Source organism: Ruegeria sp. B32 (genome assembly GCF_025141855.1).
Classification (GTDB): Bacteria; Pseudomonadota; Alphaproteobacteria; order Rhodobacterales; family Rhodobacteraceae; genus Ruegeria; species Ruegeria arenilitoris.
Genome location: NZ_CP081107.1, coordinates 313,208 through 331,117, shown reverse-complemented (window position 1 = coordinate 331,117; position 17,910 = coordinate 313,208). Strand labels below are relative to the sequence as shown.

Sequence of the window (17,910 nt, the reverse complement as noted above, 5' to 3'; positions counted from 1 at the left end):
TGGCGCAGGGCAAGAAGCCCTAGCGACCTATTCGGCCGCCACGTTCAGCGGCTCGGGCTTGGCCATCCATTCCTTGCCCTTCAGCATCGCCGACCAATAGACCGGCGGCAGCAGCTTTTCCTTGAGGACCCAGGCCGCGCGGCTGGGTTTGGTGCCGTCGATCAGGAACTTAGGGAAGCTGGGCTTCAGGACACCGCCATAGCCGAACTCGGCCAGCACGATCTTGCCGCGTTCCACCGTCAGCGGGCACGAGCCGTAACCGTCATAGGCCGCCACCGGGGCGCGGCCTTGGATATCGGCCACAATGTTGTCGGCCACCACTGGCGCCTGCTTGCGGGCAGCGGCCGCGGTTTTCGCGTTCGGCGCGTTCATCACGTCGCCCAGCGACCAGATGTTGTCAAAGCTCTTGTGGCGCAGCGTGGACTGATCCACATCGACCCAACCCGCCGCATCTGCCAGCGGCGATACCCGGATGAAGTCCGGCGCCACCTGCGGCGGGCAGACATGCATCATGTCGAACTCGACCGTCACCTGCTCGGGCTGCTCGTCGGGCTTGGCGACCTTGAACGTGGCGGTTTTCGCCGCCCCGTCCACCGCCACCAGATTGTGGAAGAAGTTCAGCGTGGCGTCGTATTTCCTGACATACTCCATCAGCGCCGGGACATAGTCCTTGACCCCGAACAGCACCCCGCCCGCATTCATGAACTGGATGTCGATATCCTTCAGAACCCCGCGTCGGACCCACGCATCGCCCGACAGATACATCGCCTTTTGCGGCGCGCCCGCACATTTGATCGGCATCGGCGGCTGGGTGAACAGCGCCCGTCCCACCTTCAGCCCTTCGACCAACTGCCAGGTATAGGGCGCCAGGTCATAGCGATAGTTCGAGGTCACGCCGTTGCGGCCCAGCGTTTCCTCCAGCCCTTCGACCGCACCCCAGTCCAGCTTGAGCCCCGGAGTCACCACCAGACGGTCGTATTTGACCACTCGGCAACCATCCAGAATGACGGCGTTGTTCTGTGGCTCGAACGCGGCCACGGCGGCCTTGATCCATTTGACCCCGCGCGGGATCAGCGCGCCCATGGTCTTGGCCGTCTGTTCCGGCGTGAACACGCCGCCGCCCACCAGGGTCCAGCCGGGTTGATAATAGTGCACGTCGGACGGGTCGATGATGGCAATCGACAGGTCGGATTTACGCGCATGCAGGCTGGCGGCGGTGGCGATGCCCCCTGCCCCGCCGCCCACGATCACCACGTCAAAGGACGCGTCGCCGGTGTCGGTGGGCGTCTTGCCGCCATTGGCGATGCGGCGGGCCACGCCGCTCATGTCATATCCGGCAGCCTTGGTTGAGGTCAGGATGTCAGGCAAGGCTCGGCCCTGCGCGGCCTCGTGCAGCGACCAAAGCGTGGCCGAGCGCGTGCCCGTCCGGCAATAGGCCAGGATCGGACCTGGCAGTTCGGTCAGGGCTTGACCGAAGGCCTGCGCGTCCTCATCCCGAACCAGGCCAGTCTGGACGGGAACGTACCGGGCTTCGATGCCAAGCTTTTCTGCAGCGGCCTCGATTTCCTCGAATGTCGGTTGGTCGGACCCTTCACCGTCGGGGCGATTGCAGATGATGGCGCGGAAGCCCGCGGCCTTGATCGCCGGGATATCGGCAAGCGTTACCTGTGGCGACACCGAGAGTGCGCCCGAAATCTTTCGGATTTCCATTGTTGTCTCCTGCGGTCAGATCTTGTTGACCGGAACCTTGAGCATCTGGTTGCCGTCCTTGTCGGTCGGGATGTCACCCGCCCGGATATTGACCTGGATCGACGGGATGATCAGGGTCGGCATCGCCAGCGTCGCGTCACGCTCGGTGCGCATCTTGATGAACTCGTCCCGCGACTTGCCGCCGCCCACGTGAATGTTGTGCGCCTTTTCCTCGGCCACCGTGGTTTCCCAGCGAATGTCGCGGCCGTTGGGGCCGTAATCGTGGCACATGAACAGGCGGGTTTCGTCCGGCAGGCTCAGCACCTTCTGGATCGAGTCATAAAGCGTTCCCGCATCTCCGCCCGGAAAGTCGGCTCGGGCCGAACCACCATCGGGCATGAACAGCGTGTCACCCACAAACGCCGCATCGCCCATCACATGCACCATGCAGGCCGGTGTATGGCCCGGTGTGTGCATGGTGAAGGCGGTCATGTTGCCGATCTTGTAGGTCATGCCATCGGTGAACAGTGCATCGAACTGGCTGCCGTCACGCTGGAACTCGGTGCCTTCGTTGAAGATCTTGCCGAAGACCTCCTGCACGATCTTGATGTTCTCGCCGATGCCGATCTTGCCGCCCAGCTTTTGCTGGATGTAGGGCGCCGCCGACAGGTGATCGGCATGGGCGTGGGTCTCGATGATCCACTCCAGTTTCAGGCCCTGCTTTTCGATCTCGGCGATCAGCAGGTCGGCATGTTCGAAGGTGATCCGGCCAGCGGCATAGTCGATGTCCATCACGCTGTCGATGATCGCGCAGGCATTGGATGTCGGGTCCGAAACGATGTAGCTGATCGTCGCCGTGGCCTTGTCGTAGAAGCCCTGAACCTTGGGTTTGACGCTCAGATCCACCGGATATGCGGAAATTGGTGTCGCGATTGCGTCAGCCATTTTCTGGTTGTGGGTGTCGATTGCCTTTTGGTCGGTCATGATCGTGCCTCCTCTCTGACGCTCAGGCCTTGGCCGAACGTGTAATCAATGGTTGCCCTTGCAGAATGCGCGCCAGGGCCAGCCCGGCGGCGACCGCGCCCAGAAACAGCAGAACCTCCCACCGTCCGGTGCCCAGGGCCGGAATTGCCGCGCCCGGGCAGAATCCTGCGATGCCCCAGCCCACGCCAAACAAGGCTGAGCCGCCGACAAGCTTCATGTCGATGTGCTTTGCGCCCGGAATCTGGAACCGGTCCGCATAAAGCGGCGCGGCGCGTCGCCATACCAGTCGATAGCCGATGAATGTCACCACCAGCGCACCGCCCATTACGAAGGCGAGGCTGGGGTCCCAAGTTCCGGCCAGATCGAAGAAGTTCAACACCTTGGCCGGGTTCATCATACCCGAGATCGCGATGCCTGTGCCGAAGACAAGGCCGGTCAGGAACGTATGGAACAGTTTCATTGCCTCACCCTCCGAATACGTGGCGGATCACGAAAACCGTGATGGCGGCAGTTGCCATGAAGGTCGGAACGGCGACCAGGGACCGGGTCGACAACCGCGACAGGCCGCATACTCCGTGACCCGAGGTGCACCCCGAGCCGAGGCTGGCGCCCAGGCCGACGATGACGCCGCCGACCAAGATCATCAGCGGGCTGATCGGCACCTCGATGGCCGGCATGGAGCCGGTCAGCACGTAGATCAGACCCGGCGCAACGATCATTCCGGCAACAAGCGCCAGACGCCAGGAAAACTCGGACCAGCTGTCAGGAAAGACCAGACCGGACATGATACCGGTGGCACCCATGATGCGGCCGAGGCCCAGCATCAACAACACGGCGCCCAAGCCTATCAGCAGGCCGCCGCCAAAGGATGCAAAAGGCGTGAATACGGTTTCCATATTATCTGGTCCTGCAGGTCTTGATGCCCAAAAGCGTGTACACTGGGCAGAATTTCATGGTCGCGGTCAACAGCATGATGATGCCAATGATCACAGCGCCATATTTGAAAAGGGGTGCGGCGAACAGGGCCAGCCCGCTGAAGATTGCCAGGTACAGCAGGACCAACCCAAGAGCTGCGCGCAGCGTGCGGTCGATCGTTCCGACGTTGTTGGTCATATCGCCCTCCATATTCAGGTTTCTGAATGGCATATATGACGCCAGGAGCGTCTCTTCAGTGACAATGTCACGAAAGCCGAAAAGATTCCCGAAAAATCAGGTGCTGTGGGCCAAAGCCTGCAAAGCCGTTGTGTCGGTGAGCGTAATCTTGCCCCGGGATTGCGAAACCAACTCGCGTTTCTGGAAGTCGTGCAGCACCCGCGAGACAACTTCACGCGCGGTTCCCAGTTCGCTGGCCAGTTGTTGATGTGTGGACTGCACCTCGTTCGCGGGATCGGCCAATGCAAGCAGACGTTCCGCCAGCCGGACATCGATCCGGCCGAAGGCGACGTCATCGACCACACGCAGAAGGTCGATCAATCGGCGGGAATAGGCTTGGAACACGAAATCGCGGAACGCGTCCTCTTCCGCGGCAAGGCGGTCGAAGGCAGGCTTGGGCAGGACGATCGCGGTGACATCTGTTTCAGCAATGCCTTCGGCGTTATAGGCCTCTTCGGCCAGCATGCATGCCGTGGTCAGCACACAGCTTTCGCCTGCTTCGACCCGATACAAGACGATTTCGCGCCCTGTATCCGAGCTTTGTGAAACGCGGATCCGCCCTTCGTACAGAAACATGAGGCTGTCCGGCACATTGTCGGGCCCGAACACTTGGGCCCCTTTCGGGAACTTCACGATCCGCGCAGCCGCGCGCAAGCGGGCGCGGACCGCCTCAGGCAGGTGGCTGGTTCCGTGGAACCGCTGGGTCCAGTCAGTGATCGTCATGTGGCTGCTTGCATGGGTGGCCCAAAGCCCTCGTAGATCATTACGGTTTTGCCGTCTTTCGCCCGGTCCGGACGATACGTTCGTAACGGAGCATCCTGTGCACCTGCCGCATGGCCTAGGACAGAACCGTGGTCGCGATCAAGGGAAAGCGCCCGAAGATGCCTCGGGTCCATCCTGTCAGTCGCGACCCAGATCCTTGAGAATGGGGCAATCCGGGCGGTCATCTCCGGCGCATTCCTGGATCAGGTGCGACAGTGTTTCGCGCATGGCTTTCAAGCCTTCGATCTTGGCATCGATCTCTTCGAGGTTCTGTTTGGCGATCCGCTTTACGTCGGCGCTGGCGCGGTGCTTGTCCTCGTACAGCGCCAGCAGCGAGCGACAGTCTTCGATGGTGAACCCCAGCGACCGCGCGCGCCCGATGAACGCCAGCTTGTGCAGCTCTTTCTCGTCGAAATGGCGGTATCCATTGGTCGAGCGTCTGGGTTTGATGAAACCGATATCCTCATAATACCGGATGGTCTTGGCCGGCAAACCCGAGCGTTCGGCGACGTCCCCGATGTTCATGGCGGCTCCTTTCCTATTCGGCGGGTGTGGGTGCGTGTGCGATGGTCTGCGGTTTGCGATCGGATCCGCTCGGCGGTCGTGCCGCCTTGACCCAACGCAGCCGCAGTGCATTTGACAGCACAAACACGCTGGACAGCGCCATGGCGCCAGCCGCCAAAACCGGGGACAGCAAGGGTCCGCCAAAGGGATAGAGGATCCCCGCGGCCACCGGTATCAGCAGCGTGTTGTAGCCAAAGGCCCAGAACAGGTTCTGCCGGATATTGCGCATGGTGCGCTGGCTGATGTCGAAAGCGTTGACCACGCCGATCAGATCGCCCGACATCAGCACCACGTCTGCGGCCTCGATCGCAACGTCGGTCCCGGTGCCGATGGCAATGCCGACATCCGCGGCCGCCAGCGCCGGAGCGTCGTTGATCCCATCGCCGACAAAAGCCAACTTGCCGCCGTTCACGCGCAGGTTATTCAGTGCAGCGACTTTGCCTTCGGGCAGGACTTCGGCGACGACTGTGTCGATCCCAAGCTGTGCTGCGATGGCATCGGCCGTCGCCCTGTTGTCGCCCGTGATCATCGCCACTTTGAGCCCCAGCGCGTGCAAGGCTTCGATGGCCTCCGGTGTGCTGGGCTTGATCGGGTCGGCCACCGCGATTGCGGCGGCAGCGGTTCCGTCGATTGCGGCGTAGAGCGGTGTTCTGCCTTTGGCGGCCAGCGACGCGCCGTGATCTGACAGCGCACTGATGTCGATGCCTTCGCGCTCCATCAGACGATCGGCGCCGATGAGGATGCTGTGCCCTTCGACGACCGCTTGAACCCCATAGCCGGTGATCGACTTGAAATCCTCGGGCTTCGGCAGATTCAGGCCGCGTGTCTCGGCCGCGCGCACGATGGCGGTGGCGATCGGATGTTCCGAAGTGGCCTCGACGGCTGCGACCAGCCGCAGGACGGTGTCCTCATCCAGCCCTTGGGCAACCACAAGATCAGTCAGTTCCGGGCGGCCTTCCGTCAGGGTGCCGGTCTTGTCCACCGCTACAACAGTGGTTTCCTGCAACATCTGCAGCGCGTCGCCCTTGCGGAACAGAACGCCCATCTCCGCAGCGCGCCCCGTGCCCACCATGATCGATGTCGGCGTAGCCAGACCCATTGCGCAGGGGCAGGCAATGATAAGCACCGCGACCCCGGCAACCAGAGCCATGCTGAGCGCCGGGTCCGGTCCGAACAGCAACCAAACAAGGACTGTCACGACCGCCACCGCGATCACCGCGGGAACAAACCAAAGGGTGATACGGTCAACCAAGCCCTGAATGGGCAGCTTCGCGCCCTGAGCCTGTTCGACCATCTGAATGATCTGCGCCAGCATCGTATCCGCTCCGATCTTTTCGGCGCGGACGGTCAACGCTCCGGTACCGTTCACGGTGCCACCTACGACAGTTGCGTCAGAGGATTTCTCGACCGGAACCGGCTCACCCGTGATCATGCTTTCGTCGACATACGAAGTGCCGCTCAGAACTGAGCCATCGACCGGGATCTTTTCACCGGGACGTACATGAACCAGATCGCCCACTGCGATCTGATCAATGGGCAGTTCGACAATGCAGTTCTCCCGTTCGACCCGCGCGGTTTTGGCCTGCAGGCCGACCAGCTTGCGGATCGCCTCGCCGGTGCGGCCTTTGGCGCGTGCCTCAAGGAAGCGGCCCAGCAAGATCAGAACCACGATGACCGCGGCCGCCTCGTAATAGACATTGGCGGTGCCGGCCGGAAGGATTTCGGGCGCAAAGGTCGAGATCAGCGAGAACCCGTATGCCGCCGACGTGCCCAAAGCGACCAGCGAATTCATGTCTGGCGCGCCTTTGGCAAGTGCTGGAAAGCCCTTGGTGTAGAATTGAAGACCGGGCCCGAACAGGACCAATGTCGTCAAGACGAACTGAATGTAGTGGCTGGCTTGCAGGCCGATGGTGCTTGCAATCAGGTGATGCATGCCGGGAATGACATGCGCGCCCATCTCAAGGATGAAAACCGGCAAGGCGAGGATTGCCGCAAACCCCGTTCGCAGTGCCAGTTTGCGGGTTTCGTCAGCTTTGCGATCCTGCGCCGCTGTCTGAGCCGAGTTGCGTGGCGTCGCCGGGTACCCGGCCGCGTTGGCCAGTGCAGCAATCGCTTCGGGTGTCGTGGCGCCCGTTGCAAACTGGACGGTCGCGCTTTCCGAGGCGAGGTTGACCGACGCCGTCAGCACCCCCTGCCCGGCAAGCAAAGCCTTCTCGACCCGGCCGACGCATGAAGCACAGCTCATGCCCTGGATGTTGAGCGTGACGGTCTCGGTCACGGCTGGATAGCCCGCCGCCTCCATCGCCTGTGCGATGGATTTGACATCAGCCGGAGCATGGAAATCCACCTGGACGCTCTCATTCGTCAGGTTTACGGCAGCCGAGTCGACACCCGGAACCGCGCTGAGCGCACGCTCAACCCGGGCTACGCAAGACGCGCAACTCATCCCCTGAACCTGAAATTTGGCATGTGAAATATTGGCCATGTCGTCACCACGATTATCCGGTCGACCCTGTACATAAGGGTTCCAGCAAGTGGAAGGTCAAGGCCCTCTGCGGAATATCCCTGCACACCAAGCAAACCATCCCGTCAGGGCAAGAGCAGTTGCGGCTGTGCTCCGTCGGCAACAGGGCAACGATGGATGGCGACGGATCCTTGGTGAATTGAAGCGGAATCGCTTGGATGCGAGGGTATCACGCAAAGAGAATCACTTGGGAATCGGAAAGGTGCGGCATGACAACGAGGAAAGCATTGATTGGGCTATGCGCGCTGTCCCTGATTGCCGCCTGCACCGAGACCACGTCGATGTCCGGCGACAAAGCCCCCGGTGATCTTGCCAAAGTGCCCGAGGGCGTGGTCGAGATCGCCGCGCCGGGCCAGGACCTGACCGCCGTTCGCATCATGCCCGAAGACGGTTGTTACTGGTACCGGTACGTGGGCCCGGTCGAAACGACATACCTACCGCTGAGAACCGCCGATGGCCGCCCGATCTGCGCCCGGGCGTGACGGATCAGCTGCTGGCAGTCGCAAATCTTTCGGGTGGGTAAAGATGAGCCGTCGCGCCCGGCTGCACCCGGTCATACAGGCCAATAATATGGGCCATGACCATACGTACACAGCCTGAGCTTGCCCGCCCGCCGATAGACCGGGAATAGGGTGTTCCGTGGATGCGCAGATATGTGTCGCGATTGCCCTGAAACAGGTAGAAAGCGCGTGCGCCCAAGGGGTTGTTGGGTCCGCCGGGCATTCCGTCGGCAAACTGCGCATAGTCCTGCGGATCGCGTTTGATCATGTCTGCGGTCGGGGTCCAACGCGGCCATTTGGCTTTGCGCCGGATCGTGTAGGTCCCGGGTTCGTAGAGATTGCCACGGGCGATCGCCACGCCGTATCGCATCGCGGTTCCGCCCTCTTCGATGAAATACAGGTAGCGCGCGACCGCATCCACGTGAATGTCACCGGGCACCAGCGACCGATTGGTTTCGACCCGTTGCGGCAGAAACCGGGGATTCAACCCCCAAGGGTTCGAGGTGGCCGGGTCATAGTTGGCCGGTGTCACCTGCCTGTCCCAAGCCGCCCATTGAGATGCGGTCGACGCTTCGGCCGATGTCGCGCCAAGAATCGGTTGCGAGAAAACAGCAAGCGAAGTCGCAACAAAATGTCTTCTGGTCAGCATGTCTGCACCTCCAGTCGCCTTGCCGTGGCAGCAAGAAAAAAGATCGGACTAAACGATTCCCTGAAACAGACCCCGAGTCCATTCACTTGTTCGTTTGACGCAAAACCTTGTCGCAACTGGTGTTTTGAGGTCGTGCACAAACGGCTGCCGAAAGCCGCGCATCTGGATCAGACGAGTTTTTGAACCGCCCCGGGTGGGTTGTCATAAAACTGTTACGAAAGCGTTACATAAGCTTCGCACGCCCGGACTACTGCACTCAACAAGGCCGCAGGGGGCGGCCAAAGCTGATTCTCAGGAGTGACCATGACCACCATCAAACTGACCGCTTCGGTTCTGGCAATCACCGCGATCGCCGCGTCCGCTGCCTCGGCGCGCGACGCCATCCGTATCGTCGGATCGTCGACCGTATTCCCGTACACCCAAGCCGTGGCCGAGCAGTTCGCCAACAACACGGGCGCTGCTTCGCCCATCGTCGAATCGACCGGTACCGGCGGCGGCATGAAAATCTTCTGCGAAGGCATCGGCGAAAACACTGCCGACATCACCGGCGCATCGCGTGCCATGAAGGCCTCGGAATACGAGCTGTGCCAAAAGAACGGCGTGACCGACATCTCTGAAGCTCTGATCGGTTTCGACGGCCTGTCGATCGCCATCTCGCGCAGCAATGAACAGGATTGGGACCTGTCGCTGGCCGACATCTACATGGCTCTCGGCGCCCAGGTGCCGGTTGATGGCGAGTGGAAGGACAACCCGTACAAGACCTGGAACGAAATCAACCCCGACCTGCCGGCCGTGGAAATCCTGGCTTATGGACCGCCGCCGACCTCGGGCACCCGCGACGCGTTCGTCGAGCTGGCCATGCATGAAGGCTGCAAAGAGCTGGACTTCGTCAAGAGCGGTGATTTCGACAAGAAATGGGTCAAGGAAAACTGCTCGCGCATGCGTACCGACGGGCCCTTCGTCGAAGCGGGCGAGAATGACAACCTGATCGTTCAGCGCCTTGAGGCGGATCCGAACGCCGTGGGCATCTTCGGCTACTCGTTCCTGTACGAGAACCTGGACAAGCTGAAGCCGGTCACGATCGAAGGCGTCGAGCCGAATGCCGACACCATCGCCGACAAATCCTATCCGGTGTCCCGCCCGCTGTACTTCTATGTAAAGAATGCGCATCGCGGCGTGATCCCGAACCTGGACGAGTTCCTGGAAGAATACATGTCGGATGATGCTTTGGCATCCGACGGCTACCTGGCCGAACGTGGTCTGGTTGGTCTGTCCGACGAGCGCCGTGAAGAGCTGCAGGACGCAATTCTGGACGGCCAGAACATGGAACCCAAGTCGTAAGATTTGCAATTCACAGGGCTGTCCGGCCGCGAAACCGGGCAGCCCATTTTTGTGCCTGGGGGGCAGATGACTACTTTCGTGTTTGCGGCGCTGTTGGGCGTCAGTATCCTTGGATATTTGCTGAACAGACGGGCCGCGGCCGGTCTGCGCGCAGATGGGACGTCCCTGCACTCCCTGCCCGGCTATCACGGGCTGTTTTCTTTTCTGTCCACGCTGGTTCCGGTCTTTGTGCTGATCGTACTGTGGCTGATCTTGCAGGGCCCGATGATCGACCATGTGGTCATGTCGGGCCTGCCTGCGGGCAGCCTTGACGGATTGGACACTGGAGGGCGTCAACTGGTGTTGGCCGAGATCAAGTCGATCTCGCGCGGGCAGATCTTCGGCGAGCCTGAACAGTGGAAGATGGACGCGGCCCAGCGGTATCTTGAGCTGCATCAGATGTCGGGATGGGTGCTGCTGTCTATCGTTGTCATTCTGTCACTGGCCATCGTGGCATTTGCCCGGTCGCGTGTCGGTGTCGAATTCCGCGCCCGCCACAGTGTGGAACGCATCGTTTCCGGCCTGATGATCTTCTGTTCGACCGTCGCCATCTTTACGACCGTCGGCATCATTGCCGCGCTGCTGTTCGAATCCATCCGCTTTTTCGAGATGGTGCCGATCACCGAGTTCTTCTTCGGCCTGAACTGGGAACCGCAGATTCCTCTGCGCGAGGACCAGATTGCGGCCGAAGGTGCCTTTGGCTGGCTTCCGGTCATCCTCGGCACGATCGTCATTACCGTGGTCGCGTTGTTCCTGGCGGTGCCGGTGGGCCTGCTGTCGGCCATCTACCTGAACGAATTCGCGCCCGACCGCTTGCGGGCGGTGGCCAAGCCAGTGCTGGAGATTCTGGCCGGCGTGCCGACCGTGGTCTATGGCTTTTTCGCGATCCTGGTCGTGGCCCCGGCCATGCGCAGTTTCGGAGCCTCACTGGGCATTCCGGTTTCGCCCAACACGGCGCTGGCCGCAGGCAGCGTGATGGGCATCATGCTGATCCCGTTTATCTCGTCCTTTACCGACGACGCCCTGTCAGCCGTGCCGAAATCTCTGCGTGACGGAGCACTGGCGCTGGGTGCGACACGGGCCGAGACGGTTCTGAACGTGCTGTTCCCCGCCGCCATTCCCGGCATCGTCGGTGGCATCCTGTTGGCCGTCAGTCGCGCGATCGGGGAAACCATGATCGTTGTGATGGCGGCGGGCCTGATCGCCTCGCTGACCATCAACCCGCTGGACAGCGTGACCACGGTGACCGTGCAGATCGTCACGCTTCTGATCGGCGACACCTCGTTCGACAACCCCAAGACGCTGGCAGCCTTTGCCTTGGGCATGATGCTGTTCGTCGTCACCCTGATCATCAACGTCTTCGCGCTGCGCATCGTGCGCAAGTACCGCGAAGCCTACGACTGAGGCCAAGAATCATGGCTGACCTGACTGCAGGACAAAACAACTCGCCCAAAGGCGGAGACACCGCCGACGCCGTGCGCGTCGGCCTAGCCCGCCGCAACCGCAAGCAGAAGATACTGCAGGGCCTTGGCCTGGGCGCCATCGGATTTGCATTTCTGATGCTGTTTATCCTGGTGGCCTCGCTTGTATCATCCGGATATCAGGCGTTCACCCAGACCAAGATCACGCTCGAGGTCTATGTCGACCCCGAGGAGATCGAGCCCGAAAAGCTGCCGCGGGGCGGTTTCAAGGACGTGTTGCAAGCCTCGCTGTCCGAGTTGCTGCCCGAGGTGGACACCAGCGATCGGGCTACCCGAAAGGCCCTGTCGGGCATTCTGTCCAACGGAGCGCAGTTTGATCTGCGCGACCGGGTGGTGGCCGACCCTGCGCTGATTGGTCAGACCATCACGATGACAGTGCCGGTATCTGACCCGTATGACCAGCTCAACAAGGGCACCATCGACCGCGACACGCCCGAACAGAACCGCCGCTTGAACGATGCCGAGATTGCGTGGTTCGATCAGCTCAAGGCCGAAGGCGTGATCAGCAAGCCGCTGAACACCGGCCTGGTCACCAATGCCGACAGCCGGTTCCCCGAACTGGCGGGCCTGAAGGGCGCGCTGATCGGGTCGTTCTGGGCGCTGTTCGTGTGTTTCGTGATTTCCTTCCCGCTGGGCATCGGCGCGGCGATCTACCTTGAGGAATTCGCGCCCAAGAACAAGGTCAGTGACTTCATCGAGGTCAACATCAACAACCTGGCCGCGGTGCCGTCGGTCGTTTTCGGCCTGTTGGCGCTGGCGGTGTTCATCGGCTGGTTCGGGCTACCGCGCTCGGCCCCGTTCGTGGGTGGCATGACGCTGGCGCTGATGACCATGCCGACGATCATCATCGCCACCCGCGCGGCGCTGAAGGCCGTGCCGCCCTCGATCCGCGAGGCGGCCCTGGGCATCGGTGCGTCCAAGCACCAGGTGGTGTTCGGTCATGTGCTGCCGCTGGCGATGCCCGGCATCCTGACCGGTACGATCATCGGGCTGGCGCAGGCCTTGGGGGAAACTGCTCCGTTGCTGCTGATCGGGATGAACGCGTTCATCACCTCGGCCCCGGCTGGCCCGTTCGACAGTGCCACCGCCCTACCCACGCAGATCTTCATCTGGGCTGACAGCCCCGAGCGCGGCTTCGTCAGCCGGACCTCAGCCGCGATCCTGGTGCTGCTGGGGTTCCTGGTCACGATGAATGCAATCGCGATCTATCTTCGCAACAAATTCGAGCGCAGCTGGTAAGCGCAAAGGGGTCATCATGATGAACGACATGAGCAAGATCGAGCCGAGTACCGCCGTCGACGCCATCAAAATTCAGGCGAAGGGCGTCCAGGTCTTTTATGGCGACAACCAGGCAATCAAGGACGTATCGGTCGACATTCTCGACAAAACGGTAACCGCTTTCATCGGCCCGTCCGGATGCGGCAAGTCCACGTTCCTGCGCTGCCTGAACCGGATGAACGACACGATTGACGTCTGCCGGGTCGAAGGCGACATCCGGATCGACAACGAAGACATCTACGACAAACGGATCGACCCGGTGCAGCTGCGTGCCAAGGTGGGTATGGTGTTCCAAAAGCCGAACCCGTTCCCCAAGTCGATCTACGACAACGTAGCCTATGGTCCCCGGATCCACGGACTGGCTAGAACCAAGGCTGATCTGGATGAGATCGTTGAGAAATCCCTGCGCCGCGGGGCCATCTGGGATGAGGTGAAGGATCGCCTGCACGAGCCCGGCACCGGCTTGTCCGGTGGTCAGCAGCAGCGCCTTTGCATCGCGCGCGCGGTTGCCACTGAACCCGAGGTCCTGTTGATGGACGAGCCGTGCTCGGCTTTGGATCCGATCGCGACCGCCCAGGTCGAGGAACTGATTGACGAGTTGAAGCTGAACTTCTCCGTGGTGATCGTCACGCACTCGATGCAGCAGGCGGCTCGGGTCAGCCAGAAAACGGCGTTCTTCCACCTCGGCAGCTTGGTGGAATACGGGGACACGGGGCACATCTTCACCAATCCCGAAGACCCGCGCACGGAATCCTACATCACCGGGAGAATCGGATGACCCAGGACGCCATGAAGGACAAGCACATCGTCCGATCTTTTGATCAGGAACTCGAGTCCGTTCAGGCTCATCTGATGCGCATGGGTGGGTTGGTCGAGAGCTGCCTATCGGACGCGATCCGGGCACTGTGCGACAAGGATGTCGAACTCGCCGCGCGCACCGTCAAGGCCGATCGCGCCATCGACGAGTTGGAAGAGATGGTCAAGAACGACAGCGCCAACATCATCGCGCGGCGCGCGCCTACGGCCATCGACCTGCGCGTGGTCCTGGCGACCTTCACCATCGCCAACCAGCTCGAGCGCAGTGGGGACCATGCAAAAAACATCGCCAAGCGTGCCGTGACCCTGGCGGACTCGGCGAGTTTGGACGAAGTCAAATCGGCCATAGCGCGTCAGGCCCAGCTGGTGCAGAGCATGATTGCGGATGCCCTGGATTGCTTCATCCAGCGGGACGCGGACAAGGCCCAGGCCATCCGTGAACGTGACGCTGATGTGGATGCGATGTACAATAACGTGTTTCGCGCTCTGCTGACCCATATGATGGAGAACCCGGGTAATATCACCCCGGGCATGCATCTGCATTTCGTGGCCAAAAACCTCGAGCGGATCGGTGATCATGCTACCGGGATCGCGGAGCAGACCATCTACCTTGTCAGTGGGCAGTTGCCTGATGATGACCGCCCGCGCCTCGACAAGACACCAACGGAAACCACCGAGGTCCTGTGATGCCAACGCCATCGATCCTTGTCGTCGAAGACGAGCCCGCGCAGCGCGAGATCATCTGCTACAACCTCGAGGCCGAAGGCTTTGACGTGCGCCAGGCCGAAACCGGTGACGAGGCGCTGTTGCAGATCAAGGAAGTGCCGCCCGATCTGATCCTGCTGGACTGGATGCTGCCCGGCGTTTCCGGGATCGAAATTTGCCGCCAACTGAAGATGACGGCCGCGACCCGTGCCATTCCGGTGATCATGCTCTCGGCAAAATCCGAAGAGGTCGACAAGGTGCGCGGGCTGGAGACAGGTGCCGACGACTATGTCACCAAGCCCTATTCGGTGATCGAGCTGATGGCCCGAGTCAAATCCCAGTTCCGGCGGACCCGCCCCGCAGCCGTGGGCGAGCGGTTGGAATACGATGACATCGTCCTGGATGCCGAAACGCACCGCGTGACCCGCGCGGACGAGGACATCAAGCTGGGCCCGACCGAGTTTCGGCTGCTGTCGACCTTCATGGAAAAGCCAGGCCGGGTCTGGAGTCGCGAACAATTGCTCGACCGGGTCTGGGGGCGCGACATCTACGTGGATACCCGGACCGTCGACGTGCATATCGGGCGTTTACGCAAAGCTTTGACGGTGCGTGGGGGGGATGACCCGATCCGCACCGTACGCGGGGCCGGTTACGCGCTCGGCTGAGCACCGGTCCCTGCCATTTCGCGCAGATGGCACCCCAGCATCAGCAGCGCCGGCCAGAGCAGATAGGCCTCGATCTCGATGTTTTCGCCGAAGGTCAGCAGCAGCAGGGTCATCAGCAGGCCCAGCGGCAAGCGTCCACGCGCCGAGCGGACCGCGTCGGTGATCACTACGCCGAAATGCACGGCGAAGGGGACAATAAAAGCCACGAAGCCGGTGATGCCCTTGACGAACAGAAGCCCGTACCAGGTGTGGTGGCTTCCGATGGGCATGTACTCGACCAAATGCGCACCGGGCTTAACGGTTCCGTGACCAAACAGCACCGCGTCGGATTGCCAGCGCTCATAGGCGATGCGTTGCAGGGTTTCGCGCACGCGGGTGCTGTCGGCGCGGGCCGATTTGAAATTCTGCAGTGCCTGGTTGCCAAGATCGATCGCGGCGGCCCCCCACGCCGCGGACGCCGTCGCCACGGCCGACACCAGAAACCATCCGATGCTGCGCGCCACCAGCGGCAAAAGGCGTGGCCCCATCGTGCAGGCCACCAGCCCGACCAGCCCCATGCGGGATTTCGACGCCAAGATCATGAGAATACCCGCGCTCAGCCCGACAGCCATCCATCCCCGGTGCCGTTCTTCGAGCGCGAACAGGACCATGCATACCCCCAGCAGGGCGGCAAATGGTGACCACGGCGCGAAGAACTGCCACCGGGGCGTCCAACTGGCCGGGTCGATTGTGTAGAGATAGACCGAGAAATACTCGGGGCCCGGCCCACCGACCGCCTTGAGCGGTGAGGTGAAGATCTGGCTGGGCAGGCCCAGATAAGGCGCAGCCAACAGCGGGGGCGCAAGGCACAGGGTCCACAGCCCCAGCTTGCACTGGCCTCGCACCAGAACCTCGCGCCGGATCGGCAGCACGGCCCCGGCCAGAATGAACAATGGAATAAGCGCCCAGCCCTTGGCCCAGCCGATCGAGGACTTGATGGTCTTGCCCAGCCCCAGCCCCCAATCCAGATGGCCGGCCCACAGTGCAAACAGCATCAACAACATGCCGGCCATCCACAGCCAAGCCAGCGCCGGAACCGGCCCCGTGGCCCGCAGCTCCGGACGAATCGCCGGCCCCAGATACAAAGCCAACACCGCCAACCCCGCCAGGGACCATCCCAGTACCGGCCCGACGACATAGAGCGCGCCGATGGCATAGAACGGCCATGTCCAGACCAGCGCGCGCCAGACAAGCCGCTCGGCCGGGTTCTGCGGCGCGGCCTGGCTCATGCCTTGTTCTCGCCTGCGTCTTTCAACAGCCGCGAGATCAGCGGGTTGCGGACCCATGCCAGCGTTAGCCCGATCAGAAGCATCAACGTGGCGGCAATCCCTGCCGCGATCGACAGCTTCTTGTTGGGTGAAGACGGCCGTTCCGGCAGCGACGGATTTTCCAGCACCTGGATCAGCGGGTACGAGGCGTAGACATCGGTCTTTTTCGATTCCGACCGGGCGATGGCCGAGGCAAAGACGGCTTCGGCCACGGCAAAATCCCTTTGGCGGTCTTCAAGTTCAGCCGCCATCGACGCCAGCGCGGACAGGCGCGCAGTTTCGGCCGTGACCTGTGCGGCGAGGGTTTTTACGTGCTTTTCCTGCCCCGCGCGCAGGGCGTTTTCGCGGACAAGCTCGCTCAGCAACTGCGCACGCTCTCCCTCGGGGGCGCGGTCCAGACCCGAGAGCTGTTCGACCGACAGGCCGGTCACCTCGGCCGCGCGTTGGACGGCGACCTTCCGTGCGCCTTCATATTCGTCCCGCGCTGCGCGATAGACCGGATGGCGCGGCCCGTAATTGGCATCGACCTGCGCCAGCTTGGCCGCGCCGGCCGAAACATCCTTGAGCAATGACAAGTATTGCGCGTCGGCGTACAGCTTCAGCGTCACCGCGGCGGCATCCGGCGGCAGATCAAGCGCGACCTCAAGCGCCGCGACCCGCTCGGCCTGCCGGGCCAGCGTGCTTTCCTCGGCCCGCAGCGTTTGGCGCGCGCGGTCATTCGCGGCCACCTGCTCACGGTATTGGGCGGCCGAGAGCAGCCCACTCTGCCGCTGCAACTGCTCGATCGCGGCGCGGGTTTCACGAACCGAGCGCTGATAGGCGTCGATTGCGCCGCTGTTGCTGGCCTCGCGCGTGGCGATCTCGTCCGCGCGCAAGGCGTCAATCTCGGCAAAGAACGCAGCGACAAGGGCATCGCCGTGGCGTTGCGCGTCCCCCGGGCTGGCGGCCTCCATTTCGATATGGATCAAGCTGGTCTGGTCCACCAGGCGGATGCGCGGCTTGCCGAACGCATCGCGCTCAGCCCCGACGGCGCGTGCGGCCGCATCCAGAATGCGATCGGCCGATAACAGCCGCTTGTAGGTTTCGGTGGGGCTGATCGACCCGTTGGCAAAGGCCGAATTGGCGAAGGACGAGGCCTGCCCGATATTGGCCAGATTGACCGAGGCCGACGCGCCCGACCCCGGCAGGATCAACGAGGCGTGGGATGCGTATTTGACCGGCGCGGTTGCCAGATACCCGCTGATCGGGGCACAGATGCAGCTGGATCCCAGAAGAAACAACGCAACGTATCGCGGCAGCCGTCCCGCATCGGTCAGCCGCCCGCCCTTGAGAACGCGGCGCCATCCCAGCGACCGGATGTCCGTGCGGCTGATGCGCGCCCAGTCCCAAGGGCGGTTTGGCGCAAGCGTTTGTTGGTTGTCGGAAATCTGGTTCGGCATATCAAATCCTCTCTT

The 17,910-nt window shown here is 62.0% G+C and carries 18 protein-coding genes; 7 read left to right on the top strand and 11 right to left on the bottom strand.

What is annotated here, in order from left to right; translation table 11 throughout:
• Window positions 1–27: 27 nt before the first annotated feature.
• The 8 genes from K3752_RS18995 to K3752_RS18960 all read right to left on the bottom strand — a co-directional run bounded on the left by K3752_RS18995 (window position 28) and on the right by K3752_RS18960 (window position 7,636).
• Window positions 28–1,710 carry a bifunctional protein tyrosine phosphatase family protein/NAD(P)/FAD-dependent oxidoreductase gene (locus tag K3752_RS18995; RefSeq protein WP_260066551.1) on the bottom strand — a complete coding sequence of 561 codons (1,683 nt, stop codon included), beginning with the start codon at window positions 1,708–1,710 and terminating at the stop codon, window positions 28–30.
• Between the two features lie 15 nt (window positions 1,711–1,725).
• Window positions 1,726–2,610 (bottom strand): MBL fold metallo-hydrolase, encoded by an 885-nt coding sequence (locus K3752_RS18990; protein WP_260066749.1) that lies wholly within the window; start codon window positions 2,608–2,610, stop codon window positions 1,726–1,728.
• An 85-nt stretch (window positions 2,611–2,695) separates the two neighbouring features.
• Entirely contained in the window at window positions 2,696–3,133 is a 438-nt protein-coding gene (locus tag K3752_RS18985) for a DUF6691 family protein (RefSeq protein ID WP_093963297.1), read from the bottom strand.
• Window positions 3,134–3,137: 4 nt separating this feature from the next.
• Window positions 3,138–3,569, bottom strand: a complete 432-nt coding sequence (locus K3752_RS18980) for a YeeE/YedE family protein (protein ID WP_260066550.1) — start codon at window positions 3,567–3,569, stop codon at window positions 3,138–3,140.
• A 1-nt stretch (window position 3,570) separates the two neighbouring features.
• Window positions 3,571–3,786, bottom strand: a complete 216-nt coding sequence (locus K3752_RS18975) for a DUF2892 domain-containing protein (protein WP_260066549.1) — start codon at window positions 3,784–3,786, stop codon at window positions 3,571–3,573.
• 96 nt (window positions 3,787–3,882) lie between these two features.
• The gene (locus K3752_RS18970; RefSeq protein WP_260066547.1) at window positions 3,883–4,548 is read right to left on the bottom strand and encodes a Crp/Fnr family transcriptional regulator; all 666 of its coding nucleotides are present in this window, start codon (window positions 4,546–4,548) and stop codon (window positions 3,883–3,885) included.
• Between the two features lie 177 nt (window positions 4,549–4,725).
• Window positions 4,726–5,112: a Cu(I)-responsive transcriptional regulator gene (gene cueR / locus K3752_RS18965; RefSeq protein ID WP_093963300.1), complete on the bottom strand. Its 387-nt coding sequence runs from the start codon at window positions 5,110–5,112 to the stop codon at window positions 4,726–4,728.
• 13 nt (window positions 5,113–5,125) lie between these two features.
• Window positions 5,126–7,636 (bottom strand): heavy metal translocating P-type ATPase, encoded by a 2,511-nt coding sequence (locus tag K3752_RS18960; protein WP_260066545.1) that lies wholly within the window; start codon window positions 7,634–7,636, stop codon window positions 5,126–5,128.
• A gap of 248 nt (window positions 7,637–7,884) precedes the next feature.
• On the opposite strand from K3752_RS18960, the gene K3752_RS18955 reads away from it, so the two are divergent.
• Window positions 7,885–8,157: a hypothetical protein gene (locus K3752_RS18955; protein WP_170341585.1), complete on the top strand. Its 273-nt coding sequence runs from the start codon at window positions 7,885–7,887 to the stop codon at window positions 8,155–8,157.
• Between the two features lie 4 nt (window positions 8,158–8,161).
• Here the strand turns inward: K3752_RS18955 and K3752_RS18950 are convergent, their stop codons facing one another.
• Window positions 8,162–8,824: a L,D-transpeptidase gene (locus K3752_RS18950; RefSeq protein ID WP_093963303.1), complete on the bottom strand. Its 663-nt coding sequence runs from the start codon at window positions 8,822–8,824 to the stop codon at window positions 8,162–8,164.
• A 303-nt stretch (window positions 8,825–9,127) separates the two neighbouring features.
• Here K3752_RS18950 and K3752_RS18945 point away from each other — a divergent pair, with 303 nt between their 5' ends.
• From K3752_RS18945 to phoB, 6 genes are all read left to right on the top strand, one after another.
• Entirely contained in the window at window positions 9,128–10,165 is a 1,038-nt protein-coding gene (locus K3752_RS18945; RefSeq protein ID WP_093963304.1) for a substrate-binding domain-containing protein, read from the top strand.
• 66 nt (window positions 10,166–10,231) lie between these two features.
• The gene (gene pstC, locus K3752_RS18940) at window positions 10,232–11,608 is read left to right on the top strand and encodes a phosphate ABC transporter permease subunit PstC (protein WP_254444320.1); all 1,377 of its coding nucleotides are present in this window, start codon (window positions 10,232–10,234) and stop codon (window positions 11,606–11,608) included.
• A gap of 11 nt (window positions 11,609–11,619) precedes the next feature.
• Window positions 11,620–12,924, top strand: a complete 1,305-nt coding sequence (pstA, locus tag K3752_RS18935) for a phosphate ABC transporter permease PstA (protein WP_260066540.1) — start codon at window positions 11,620–11,622, stop codon at window positions 12,922–12,924.
• Between the two features lie 28 nt (window positions 12,925–12,952).
• On the top strand, window positions 12,953–13,741 hold the full coding sequence (gene pstB / locus K3752_RS18930) for a phosphate ABC transporter ATP-binding protein PstB (protein ID WP_409233631.1): 789 nt from the start codon (window positions 12,953–12,955) through the stop codon (window positions 13,739–13,741).
• A complete protein-coding gene (gene phoU, locus K3752_RS18925) occupies window positions 13,738–14,466 on the top strand; it encodes a phosphate signaling complex protein PhoU (RefSeq protein ID WP_244952437.1) in 729 nt (242 codons plus the stop codon). Before pstB ends, phoU begins: the two co-directional genes overlap by 4 nt.
• On the top strand, window positions 14,466–15,149 hold the full coding sequence (phoB, locus tag K3752_RS18920) for a phosphate regulon transcriptional regulator PhoB (RefSeq protein WP_170341606.1): 684 nt from the start codon (window positions 14,466–14,468) through the stop codon (window positions 15,147–15,149). Before phoU ends, phoB begins: the two co-directional genes overlap by 1 nt.
• Here phoB and K3752_RS18915 read toward each other — a convergent pair.
• On the bottom strand, window positions 15,134–16,417 hold the full coding sequence (locus tag K3752_RS18915; protein ID WP_260066537.1) for an O-antigen ligase domain-containing protein: 1,284 nt from the start codon (window positions 16,415–16,417) through the stop codon (window positions 15,134–15,136). The two genes, phoB and K3752_RS18915, sit on opposite strands and share 16 nt — an antisense overlap.
• Complete coding sequence (locus K3752_RS18910; RefSeq protein WP_260066535.1) at window positions 16,414–17,895, bottom strand: hypothetical protein; 1,482 nt, start codon at window positions 17,893–17,895, stop codon at window positions 16,414–16,416. Before K3752_RS18910 ends, K3752_RS18915 begins: the two co-directional genes overlap by 4 nt.
• Window positions 17,896–17,910: the final 15 nt, after the last annotated feature.